The sequence below is a fragment of the Nostoc sp. DedQUE04 genome (genome assembly GCF_034530995.1).
GTDB lineage: Bacteria > Cyanobacteriota > Cyanobacteriia > Cyanobacteriales > Nostocaceae > Nostoc.
On record NZ_JAVRCA010000028.1, the window covers coordinates 44,865 to 57,921 of the forward strand.

5 protein-coding genes are annotated in these 13,057 nt (G+C 41.2%); all 5 read right to left on the bottom strand.

Translation table 11 applies throughout. The features are described from left to right. Positions 1 to 55 precede the first annotated feature (55 nt). The 5 genes from RM049_RS19910 to RM049_RS19930 all read right to left on the bottom strand — a co-directional run bounded on the left by RM049_RS19910 (position 56) and on the right by RM049_RS19930 (position 12,781). Positions 56 to 1,198 carry an acyltransferase gene (locus tag RM049_RS19910; protein ID WP_322705375.1) on the bottom strand — a complete coding sequence of 381 codons (1,143 nt, stop codon included), beginning with the start codon at positions 1,196 to 1,198 and terminating at the stop codon, positions 56 to 58. Positions 1,199 to 1,437: 239 nt separating this feature from the next. Then, positions 1,438 to 2,436 (bottom strand): cupin-like domain-containing protein, encoded by a 999-nt coding sequence (locus RM049_RS19915; protein ID WP_322705376.1) that lies wholly within the window; start codon positions 2,434 to 2,436, stop codon positions 1,438 to 1,440. An 87-nt stretch (positions 2,437 to 2,523) separates the two neighbouring features. After that, the gene (locus RM049_RS19920; protein ID WP_322705377.1) at positions 2,524 to 7,461 is read right to left on the bottom strand and encodes an aminotransferase class III-fold pyridoxal phosphate-dependent enzyme; all 4,938 of its coding nucleotides are present in this window, start codon (positions 7,459 to 7,461) and stop codon (positions 2,524 to 2,526) included. 3 nt (positions 7,462 to 7,464) lie between these two features. Next, positions 7,465 to 9,492, bottom strand: a complete 2,028-nt coding sequence (locus RM049_RS19925) for a non-ribosomal peptide synthetase (protein WP_322705378.1) — start codon at positions 9,490 to 9,492, stop codon at positions 7,465 to 7,467. A gap of 613 nt (positions 9,493 to 10,105) precedes the next feature. Then, on the bottom strand, positions 10,106 to 12,781 hold the full coding sequence (locus tag RM049_RS19930) for an alkaline phosphatase family protein (protein ID WP_322705379.1): 2,676 nt from the start codon (positions 12,779 to 12,781) through the stop codon (positions 10,106 to 10,108). Positions 12,782 to 13,057: the final 276 nt, after the last annotated feature.

Sequence of the window (13,057 nt, forward strand, 5' to 3'; positions counted from 1 at the left end):
ATTTTCTCAGTTTATTGAATGTGGATAAATCTCAATCTTTTTTAGATTCTTGACTTTAAATACCTTGTTTAGCCAAGATTGTAGACTTTAAATAATTACGCGCGGGGACTTCTATAAATCTATATGTCAATGATGCAGCCAATAAAACAATCATAAGGAATACTCCTAAAGATGTCAACGATTGATATTCTGTGAATTCTTTGCCAAAAACATCGTGAAGTTTATAAAACCAGAAAATTTTTAACAATTCTTGAATAAACCAATGAACCATATAAGTTGAGTAAGAGATAGTCCCGATATATAGCATTAATTGTGAATTTAGAAACTTTGATATAACACTTTTGTTGTTGATAGATACAGCTAAAATCAGTAGAGAAAAAGCTGGTAAAATTAGCCAATCATGAATATTACGAAAATGATGCCAGTAGTAATGCATAATCAAAATTATCCAAGTTATAGCTATAATTGCCAGGAAATTAAGATTAAAATACTTTTTATAATCACCTCTATGATAAATTTTGTAAGTTACAATACCAAGGATGCATTCTAGCCCACATCTAGCTAGCGAAGGTATGCCAATAATAGTATCTAAATTGCCACGGGTAAAGGTGATTAGTAGTAATATGCAAAAGAGAGTAAAACTATAAATTATCAAATCATTTGTGGATTTATTTTTTAATAAAATTAATAATAAAAATGGAAATAGACAGTAAATAAAAAACTCTACACTTATTGACCAAGCTGGCTCATTCCAATAGGTATTACACCAGAATAAAGGTGGACACTTTATGTCAAATGCTTGGAGAAGAAAAATATTGGAAAAAAGAGCAGTTAAGTTAAATTTACCAGTAAAAGCAGAAGTGTTTAGGAAAAGCAATTTTACAGCCTCTAATCCAACAAATAAAGAAATAATAAATATATGTAGAGGATAAATTCTAGCAAAACGCGAGAATAAATATGAACGATAGTTTTTTAAACTGACTTTTAAACAAAAAGTCTCTGCATAAACGTGAGTCATGATAAAACCACTCAGAATAAAGAAAAAGTCAACCCATAAATATCCATTTTGAAAAAAATTAGTATAGGCTGATAAAGTTGAACCTGTTTTCGGTAAACCGTAGTAAGAAAAATGGTGTATAACAACAACCAAGGCTGCAATACCGCGTAAAGAAGTGAGCGATTTGATATGTTTATACATTGAGATTTTTGGTTTTAGTTTCTACCTATAGCAATCCTATTTTAATTGTGAAAATTGATTTTAAAATTAGACGCGTAGTTAATTTATTTCGGCTACACGAAGGATGTAATAAACGCTTATTTTGTATAAAAAAAGCTACGCAAAATGTCTAAAATAAAAAATTTCACAAATGATTTAGAATTGCTATAGAACACCGATTCAATATTCAGGGTAATTAATAATTAGTCATTTGAGAAAAATTAGATTTTTTTCACAATCTTGTCGATAAATTGTTTTAACTTTCCCTCAATAGATTTTAGTTTTAATACACCAGAGCGCAGGATCGTAAATTTACTTTTCGGTCGGCGATCGGATAGAAGACCCAGAGCAAAAATTTTGATCCGGTCTTTCAAAGCAGATTTATCTGGTGGAGTGGGTTTTAATCCCAGTCTCCGTAAGTAGCTGTTGACTTGATATATTCTGGCTTTGAGATCGTAAGGTCGCAGATAAAAGAGGATACTCAAAGCTACAGAGACATTATTACCATTTTTAGCCCAATGGGGTGCCAATATCGGATGATGGAGTCCCTTGCCTGGTTGCAAATGGTAAACCTTTGCTTTACTTTGATTCTCCTCTTTATAATTTGCTACGTTCAGGTCGCCTACATAAAATTTTTCAATTTCCTCTTCGCTCAGTACAGAGCGATCGCTTTGATTGAAGAGGCTCATATCTTTCTCGCCCTGAATTTGAAACAGGAAATTCAACTCACTATCGATATGGTAAGGTGTAATAGAATTTGGGGAACCAATAAAGATGTAAGCACCTAGCCACGTCATCTGCTTCCGAAGGGGTTTACCTGTAAGAGTTTCGAGTTCAGTTATAATCTGGTTAACCAAGGCAGCATATTCTGGGTCTACTTGAACATCTTCAAGCATCACCCAAGAATCCGATTCACCAATATGTGCGATCGCCTCGTTAATTTGCTTGATTCCAGGTCGCTGATTCCACTTTTGCTCAACAGGAACTTTGCTGATATAAGACTGGATTTTATTTGTTCTACCCTGACTTAGCATGGTATTTGCAAGCTCAACTAAGCGGGGAATCTCAAATAAAGGATGTCCTGCAAGGTTGTGCGAAAACATGAAGTGAGAAGAGTTGAAGTTTTCCCGGAAGTTTGAAACATCAGTTTCAATGATTTGTTCGGGAATTTTCAGATCGGACTTAATAGAACTCGGTTCAAGTAGATTATCAACTGACATACAAAACCTGGATGGATGAGTATTTACTATTTGCAAAAATTACTGACGCTTACTACACTTTCTATACACTCGATTTTTTAAAGCACTTCAGAAAACACTTGCGACTTGTAAATATTTCCCAGGACGCTCGGTATCGGGGATATACCAAGCGGGGTTTCCTTGGGGATCTCGTCCTAATTTGGCATCAGGTTGCGGAGGACGATTACGTAAACTGTTATTGGTTTCGCGGTTTGTTACTTCTATAGGCGGTGCAGACAAGAAGCCAGCAGATTGCATTTCGGCAATACTTTCTTTAAAGGCTGCCATTACGAAAGCCAGATCGGCTTCGGAATGGGCTGTTGTCAAGAAGCAAGGACGGTGATCCCAAGTATGCACTCCCTTATCCCGCAGCAAGTAAAACAGTAAATCTCCGTAGGGAAACTCTGGTAAAGACTTCACCATGAACAGGGAGCCGAAATTATAAGCTGTAAACGGAGCCTGGACTTGCTGGAAATAGCCCATAAGTTCCGCTACAAACTTATCGGTTCTGGCATTGAGATTTTGCTGCAAGCTGGGGCCACTCTGTTTTAAATGTTGAAGTACTGCTTTGGCGGCTGCTAGTGCTAAAGGATGGCGGACGAAAGTGCCGGCGAAGTAAGTCACGCCTACCTCTGGAACGGAGTCATCGCCAAACTGCCAAAACCCACCATCCAAAGCATCCATATATTGTGATTTGCCAGCAATGACTCCAATTGGTAGCCCACCGCCCACAATCTTACCGTAGGTTGCTATGTCCGCTTTGATACCGAAATGTGCTTGAGCGCCACCTGGATGAATTCTGAATCCGGTAACGATTTCATCAAAAATCAGGGCAATACCAGCTTCTTCCGTGAAATCACGCAATTGCTGGAGGAATTCTTTAGGCTGGTATTCAGGGCGACGGCTTTGCACAGATTCCACCATCACTGCTGCTAACTCATCAGCCCGACTTCTGAGGATTTCTAGAGACTCAGGCGAATCATAGTCCACCACCAAAATGTTCTCTACCATTTCGGGTGGGATACCAGGAGCAGCAGGAATTGACCGGAGTTTTTTTGTACCTCGAACAATTACTTCATCCAAAATACCGTGATAAGCTCCAGAAAAGATGGCGATTAAGTTACGTCCTGTGATGGTACGTGCCATCCGCATCGCTCCCAGAACCGCTTCTGAACCTGTGTTGCAAAAAGCTGCTCGGTCAAAGTTGGTCAACTCACACATCAGCTTTGCCACTTCTCCAACTAAGGGAGTTTGCGGGCCAATTTCCATGCCGAGTTTCAGTTGTGCTTCAATTGCTTCAGTAATGAAAGGTGGCGACCAACCAAACAAATTCAAGCCAAAGCCATTGCTTAAATCGACATATTCATTGCCATCAACATCCCAAAGTTTAGAACCTGAAGAACGAGACGCCACGATGGGGTAAACCATCTCTTTCATCGTCGGGTTAAACCCGGAAACAGTTCTTGGATCTGCTAAGTAAGGGCGATGAGTTTGAGTATATTCTTTGGATTTTTGAGTCCGTTTTGTATATCTTTGGATAATTTTGTCTAGATGAGTGCGTTGTTGTGCTGTCAGAGTTTTAGTCTGGGTCTTTTCAATTCGAGCAGCCGCACCAAATGCCTTTTTAGCACCATTTGACTCTGTTTCTACTGATGCTGATTCTTTGCTGGTTTGGGTTTGGGGGACAGATACAGCATTTTGTGGCTTGACACCATTACCATTATTTTGAGATATCGCCGCAGGTACAACTGGGACTGTTACAGATTGACTGCTATTACCCAATAGCGCCAATTGCTGGCTCATAATTTGTAGCTGCTGATTAATCACACCTTCTAGGATGCTACTAGATGCAGCAGGTTGGAGGGAAATCTTAGGTGCAGATCCATTTGATCCATTTGTATGAACTTCATGAACTACCAAGGTGGGTGATGTGGTTACAGCTACAGGTTCTGGCAATGGGGCTTCTGGAATGATATCTGCAACGGTTTCTGTTAATCCTAATGCGGATAAAGTTTTGGGAGACAAAGCTGAATTGATAAAATCAGCCAGTGTTCCTAAATTGGGGTAAATTTCTAATAACTGCCTAAGTGTTACTTTGACTTGAAATTTTTTCTTTAACGCTAGCCCGACTTGTGTCAGAGATAAGGAATCTAATCCCATTTCTAAAAATGTGATCGAGTCGTCAACACTAGCAATTTCCAATCCTGAAGTTTCTTCGATAATTTCTTTGAGCAGGGGAATAAGCTTTTGCTGAGGGGATGTTGTCATAAATTGGGTCTTTTCTAATAATTGGGGATTTGGAAGTTTGGGAGTTGCTGCACGATTGGGATGAGGTGGAGGATCAATCCAGAAGCGTTGGCGTTCAAAGGGATAAGTAGGTAGAGGAATTCGTTGTCGCGTTTCCCTTTGATAGAAGTTGCTCCAGTCAATAGATACTCCTGCTAACCACAGTTGTCCTACCGCCTTGAGTAATGCCGTCCATTCGGCTTCGTTTTCGGCGTTATCACCCAAAGAAGGAATCGCAATCTGTTGTTTAATATCTTTTGCTTGTTGGCGGGCTAAGGTCGTAGTTGTGATTCGCGGCCCCACCTCTAACAGTAGGCGTTCTGGCTGCTGCCATAGAGTTTGTACGCCCTCTGCAAACCGCACAGTCTGACGTAGATGTGTAGCCCAATACATCGGATCGGTTGCTTGCTGGGCTGTAATCCAGTCGGCGGTAACTGTAGATACAAAGGGAATTTGGGGAGGTGATAATTTAACTTTCCCAACTACCTCAGCAAAGGGGGCTATGATGCTATCCATCATTGGGGAATGGAAAGCGTGGGAAGTGTGTAAATGGCGACAGACAACTTCTTCGCTTTCTAATTGTTTTTGCAGAGATGCGATCGCCTCTGTAGGGCCAGAAACTACACACAAGGAAGGGCCATTAATTGCAGCGATCGCTAGTTCTGCACTCAATCGCGGCTCTACCTCTTTGGCTGGTAAGCGCACTGAGAGCATAGCCCCTGGGGGTAACTCCCACATTAAGCGACCGCGAGTTGCCACCAACATCAGCGCATCTTCTAAGGTGAATACACCTGCAATACAGGCGGCGACAAATTCGCCAATACTGTGACCAATCATGGCTTGGGGCTTGACTCCCCAACTTTGCCATAGTTGCGCTAAAGCGTATTCAATGACGAATAGTGCTGGTTGGGTAAAGCAGGTTTGTCGCAATGAGATAGCCGCAGTTTCGCGCTCGCTCGGTGCTGGATAGATGATTTCTCGTAAATCCTTGCCCAACAAAGGCTTAAGCATTTCAGCACATTCATCTACAGCTTCCTGGAATACAGGTTCGTGGTTGTAGAGATTCAGTCCCATGTTCACATATTGCGATCCTTGTCCGGGGAACATGAAGACGACGGCTGGGTTGCGGATTTCTGTATGACGGGTATTTACTTGATTTGGATCTAAAGATTGCAGGGCTGCGATCGCATCTGTGATATCGTGACAAACTATACTACGTCGGTAATTAAAAGCTTTGCGCCCGCGCTGTAAAGTATAAGCTACATCAGCTAAGTTAATTTCGGCATTATATTGTAAATGTTGCTGCAAATTTGCTGTTGCAGCCTCTAAAGCTTGACTAGTTTTTGCCGAGAGCAACAATAGCTGTTGTGGGCGAGAAAATCCTGAACTTTGGATTTGTGGCGCTTCTTCTAGCACGATATGAGCATTAGTCCCGCCGACACCAAAAGAACTCACACCCGCTCGTCGCAAAGTTTCACCCTCCGACCATTCAGCTAGTTTGGTATTTACATAGAAAGGGCTGTTGGCAAGGTCAATCTTGGGATTGGGAGCCTCAAAATTTAGACTTGGTGGGATCTTTTTATAATGCAGGGCAAGAGCGGTTTTAATTAACCCTGCTACTCCAGCCGCCGCAACTAAATGTCCGACATTGCTTTTAAGAGAGCCGATCGCACAAAATTGTTTAGCATCTGTATGCACTCGGAATGCTTGCGTCAGCGCTTCAATTTCAATCGGGTCGCCTAAAGGTGTAGCTGTGCCGTGAGCTTCAATATAAGAGATGGTTTCTGGATGGAAGTTAGCATAAGCTTGCGCCATTGCAATCGCCTCTGCTTGTCCATCTACGCTGGGAGCGGTAAAGCTCACCTTATCAGCGCCGTCATTATTGATACCAGAACCTCGAATTACAGCATAGATGCGATCGCCATCATGGAGTGCATCTTCTAAACGCTTGAGGACAACTACTCCTGCGCCATTGTTGAACATTGTGCCCTGAGCGCTGGCATCAAAAGGACGGCAATGCCCATCTCCAGAGAGCATACTGCCTTCTTGTGCCACATAACCGCTGTTTTGGGGTGTAGTCATAGATACACCACCAGACAAAGCCAAATCGCACTGATAGCTGGTTAAGGCTTGACAAGCCTGAATGACTGCTACCAAAGAAGTGGAACAGGCTGTATTAACGCTGACGGCTGGGCCTTTGAGGTTGAGTTTGTAAGCCGCACGGGTGGTTAAAAAGTCTTTTTCATTGGCTAACATCGTTTGGAATTCACCGATGCGATCGACAATTTCCATACGACCAGCAATATGGTTAGCAAAATAAGTATTTTGACCACAACCAGCGTATAAACCTATCAAACCCTCAAAAGACTCTGATTCATAACCAGCATTTTCTAGGGCTTCATAAACCAACTCTAGAAATACTCTAGCTTGTGGGTCCATAACCACAGCTTCAAGTGGATTAATGCCAAAGAAAGCGGCATCAAAGGTTTCGCCCCCAGGAATTATCCCTCTAGCTTTTACATAGCTAGGATCTTTGCAAAGGTTCGGATCGATACTAGGATCTAATTCTTCATCTTCAAAGAAAGTCGTTGATTCTAATCCCTCGCACAGATTGCGCCAAAATTCATCGACATTTCCAGCGCCAGGAAATCTTCCTACCATGCCAATAATGGCAACACCATCACTAGGATCTTGGTTATCGGATGCTTGCATATTTACCATTGCTTAAACACCTTGTTGATGATTACGGCGACGAGTACGAGCTGCTTGTTGGCGTTGGGCGCGATTTTGCAGCTTGTCAGAAGACGGTTGGCTGTTCTGGTTTGAATCCAAATACTTTGCTAAAGAGCCAATTGTTGAATACTGAAATAGCTTCACAGCAGGTAGTTCAATACCAAGTTCCTGTTTTATTCGCGCAGCAACTTGGAGAATTGAGATTGAAGTTGCTCCCAAATCAAAGAAATTATCATCAATCCCGACGCGATCGATTTTGAGCAGTTCGGATAAAATACCTGCAAGCAGACGTTCTAAATCGGTTTGTGGAGCAATGTAGGCTTGTTCCAGTTGCGGACGTTCTCTACTTGGTGCTGGCAATTTATGTCTATCTACTTTGCCATTTGCAGTCAAAGGCAGTGACTCTAACATCACAAATGCTGATGGCACCATGTAATTAGGTAGTCGCTGTTGTAAGAATCCACGTAATTTATTGTGCGTATATCCACTGTTATAGTGAGGAACAATATAAGCCGTTAACTGTTTTTCACCTGCTTCATCTTGACGAGCTAAGACGACAATTTCCCGAACATCAGGATGTTGTGCAATTTCTCGCTCAATTTCCCCCAGTTCAATTCGGAAACCGCGAATTTTTACCTGATTGTCAATACGACCTAAAAACTCGATATTGCCATCTGGAAGATAACGAGCTAAATCTCCAGTTTTATAAAGGCGCGTTGCTAAATCGCTATCAAAAGAGTGAAAAATAAATTTTTCGGCAGTCAAGTCGGGGCGGTTTAAATAGCCTCTAGCTAATCCATCACCACCAATGTACAATTCACCAGCTTCTCCAATTGATACTAGTTGGAGGTTTTTATCTAATATATAAACTTGGGTGTTTGCGATTGGGCGACCAATAGGAATCGAAACATCTGGTTGTAGTGGCGCTGTTATCGGATGGCAGCAAGTAAAAGTTGTATTCTCAGTTGGCCCATAACCATTAATTAGTTGACAGTTATCTACTGTTTGGAGAAACTTTTGTACATGGGGAACAGATAAAACATCACCACCGGCTAAAAGTTGGCGCAAAGATTTTAAAGCATCAATTTTTTCATCTACTATCAAGTGAAATAAACCGGCTGTCAGCCAAAGAGTAGTAACTTGGTATTGCTGAATAATCTGCCCTAATTCTTCTAAAGATGGTGTATTAGGAGGGTAAATTACTAGTCGCCCACCATTAAGTAAACAACCCCAAATTTCAAAAGTAGAAGCATCGAAGGAAATAGGAGCAAGTTGCAGAATTACTTCTTCAGGTGTGAGTTGAGCATAATTAGTTTCTTTGACTAACCTAACTACACCACGATGGATAACGCTAACACCTTTGGGTGTACCTGTAGAACCTGATGTATACATAACATAAGCCAAGTTATCAGCAGTGACACTAGTGCTTAAGTTATCTTTGCTATTTTGAGCGATTGTGTTCCAATCTGCATCTAGGCAAATTACAAATGCTGTGTAAGTAGGTAATTTGGTAACTAGTTCTTTTTGAGTTAGTAGTACAGATACCTGAGTATCTGACAGCATGAAAGCTAAACGTTCTTGTGGGTACCCTGGATCTAATGGTACATAAGCTCCACCTGCTTTAAGGATAGCTAAGAGTGCTACAACCATTTCTAAGGAGCGCTCTATGCAAATTCCTACAAGAATTTCTGTTCCTACCCCTAGCGATCGTAGATGTCTTGCTAGTTGATTAGCACGATTATTCAAATCTCTATAAGTGAGATGCTGATTATTAAAAATTAGTGCTATAGCATCAGGTGTTTTCTCTACTTGTGCTTCAAACAACTGATGAATAGACGCTTGTTGAGGATAATCAGTTTGAGTATGATTCCACTCTATTAGTAGGTTTTTTTCAGATTCTTTCAAAATAGGTAATGTTAAATTATCTCGTTCTAAGTTTTTTTCTGATGATGAAGCTTGACCATTAGTCATCAGTAATTCATTTTTATTTTGAGCCAATGAATTAGTTATTAATTTCATTTCTAACTTAAAGCAAAAATATTTATATCAATGAGTAACAAGGAATTGAGTGTATTTAAATTTAAAATAAGATGTTTATTTTACCTATTTATATAAACAGATAAAATAAATAGTGGAAAAGCGTTTTTATATATTTGAATATTAGTGTTTTCACGTAGAATTTATGGTTATATTGTTAGCTTTAAATTTATATCAAAAGACTAATTTGACAAAAAATTATGCCGCAATCCTACAATATTTGTGTGAAAGGGCACTGACTCTAAGATTTAGTTCTCTCATTCTGACCTATTTCCTCCAAATCGCAGTTATTTCCAGTACATCTTCATTGAAAATTAAAACTTTAGGGATGTTTGCAATGGGAATATTAACTGTACGCAGGTTTATTTTGAGATAACAAGAAGAATTAATACCTTGAGGAACAAAGAATACTGCGATTTTAGCAACTGATAAGTAATGTAAACTCTTCGAGGTGGTTGGACTCCAGCGAAACGAAAATAGGGTGAGCATTACAATACCCACCCCACAATAACCAACTATTTGCTGTAGTCTATGTAATTGAAAACCGCTGTTTTAACTGATAGTTATTTCTGCCGTGCTGCACTAGGCCAACAGACTAAGCCACAACACTAGCAGAGAAAACGAAGTCATTTGCACTCAGATTAGTTGAGGTAATTTGTAGTAATGAAGCCAACTCTGTATTTCCGAGTTTTACGATAGTGTCAGCACCCTGTTGCAATAGGGTTAGAGCACTAAATTGAGTGACACCAATCCCGCCCAGGCCGATTTTATCAGTACCGATCGCAAAATCAGCCACAATGTTCTTACTAGATGGCAGACTGGCGTTAGCAATCCAGAATTGGTCAGCACCAGCACCACCAGTGAGGCTATTACCACCACTTTGTCCAGCAAATAACACATCATCACTATCGCCACCAAACAGCGAATCATTTACATTGGAGAAGAGTTTGTCATCCCCAGAACCACCGTAGAGACGGTTATTGCTACCTTTACTGTTGAGGGTGTCGTTACCTGAGCCTCCGAAGGACAGTTGACGAGTTCCTTCAACTACTGTCAAAGTATCATTACCTGCTGCCCCAAACAAATTATTACTACCATTGGCTTCAACTACGGTAATTTCATCATTACCAGCACCACCATCAGCACTAGTGTTGTTAGCAGGACTATTTGCACCAATCAAGACTCGATCGTTACCGTTCCCTGTGGATACTGAGGAGTTACTACCAACTAACACCGCGTCATCACCGCTTCCAGTCACGATTGTGTTACCTTTAGTACCCTCTACAAAATCTGCTCCATCACCTGTGAATAAGGTTTGATTTTGCTTGAGGGTAACATCATCACTACTGGTAGAATCAAATTGAAGGTCTAGTGTTGTTAGTCCAACAGTACGGCCATCAAACCCTGCGGCTGTAAAGTACTGAGTATTGCCTACACTTTGAGAATCTAGAATTGTTGCTTGACCATTAGTAGTTTCTTCCGAAGTCAAGACTTCTTTCGTGGAGGGAACTATATCCGGGCCTCCCACCAGTGCTTCTGTAATGGCACGACCTTTCAAATCGCCATTACTGGGAATTTCTAACCCCAGAATCCGAGCAAGTGTAGGCGTTACATCAGCATTACTGACGGGCGCATAGTCCACATAGCCTTGTTTAAAATCAGGGCCAATAGCCTCCATATTATTGAAGGTATCACCTCGACCAAAGCTGCCATGCATCCCCTGCCCTTGCTGCAAAGTTGTATCAGCAATTTCTACCTGAGCTTGAGGGTTGTTTGGGTTATTTGGGTCGCTGCTAAAGCTTTTGAAGTTGATAACTATAGATGGAACCGGTGTTTTAGCATCACCTTTTAGCCCGATCGCACTCAGTGGTAAAGCACCTGGAATAGTTCCATAGGCATCGTCTACAAAAATACCACTGATGTAGTCCTTTTGCGAGAGCAAATTCACTACCTGTTTGGCTAAATCAGCATTGCCATTGGGCAGATAAATCAAGTCTGAACCACCGTTAGCAGCTACAACTATCTTTGTACCTGGGTCAAGTTGGCCATTAATTACTTCACCTGTTCCACCAATTACACCATTCCCAGAAATAGGACGTTGACCTTTTGTGGCATCAACAGTTGCATACTGGATCTTGTTGAGGTCTGGGGGGAGAGTTGTAGGGTTAGGATCGTATAAGGGTAGACCGAGATCGTGAGCCAAATCAATCGCCACAAAGCCTGCTGGGAGAAATCCCGGATTTACGCCTGCATAAGTTTGGGTGGCAGCATAACTTGTAGTTTTTGTCCCTTGGCTATCAATAGCTTGTTTGCTGATGGTAGAAAAACCGTGGTCGGAAGTAACAAAGACATCAGTAGTCTTGTCTAAGCCTGTACTCTTGAGATAGTCAAGAAGTTGCTTTAAATTATCATCAGCGTTTTTCACCCCAGCTTTGGAAGTAGGGCCATTGATACCTGGTGTCAAGGTATTTAAACTATCACCCTGGTTGTGTTGACTACCATCGGGATCTCTTGACCAGTAAACCAATGCGAATGGTTTACCATCTTCTTGAAACTTAGGTAAAATTACTTTGGTAGTGGCATCTGCAAAGTATTGTTGTTGAGCCACATTGGCATTCAGGGTGCCAGGAGTTGTGTTGGTACCAGCTGGTTGGACTCGCGTTGTCGGTTTTACATCTAAACCAGCAGCTTGTAACCGACTAACAATATCTGGATCGAGTGGAACGCCAGAAGGTGAACCAGCAGGTGTAGTCGGCGGTGTCGCACCATTTGTAGTGTCATCAATAATAATTGTATCGGGAGTAGGAATAGTACCTGTAGTACCACCTTCTCGGTTAACTTGGGTAACATCTTGGATGGCAACAGGCCCCAGTTTACCAACTGCTGCTGTGTTGAAACCCTGCGATCGCGCATAAGCTAAGAGTGACTCTTCATCTAAAAAGTTGTTACCGGGAAATTTTTCATCGATATCTCCCAGAACTGCATCATTTTCGATAAATGGGGTGACACTACCATTGGCATTAGCACTAGGAAAACCAGTGTAAATAGTGTTGCTAAAGTCACCTGTATCACCAAGATAATGCCCTGTGGCGATCGCAGAAGCATTTGGGGTGGTGAACGTAGGAAACAGCGAATGACTATTGGCGAAAGTAACTCCCTGCTGACGGATACTATATAAAGTCGGGGTATCAATTGGGTTTACAGAACCGTTACGCAATCCATCTGCAACAAAAATAATGACATTTCTACCGTTCCCATTTGTATCAGTCATGCCGACTACTCCTTAAGTATTGTGAGCTACTATTAATTAATCGCAACAATTGTGTCTCTATAGATTGAGTGATGAATTACACTCAACTCAAGCAAAAATTCTTGGCTACAAAAACCTAAGTAGTATTTGGCTACAAAATGCTAGGTGTCTACACAAATTAGTGCAGACAATTAAATGAACTTAACTTTGGTTACTTACTGTTTCAAAAGATAGTTGTTCAATGTTTAAGGAAAGTTATAAACAAGTTAAGGTTTTGCACAAAAAGATCCCCGACTT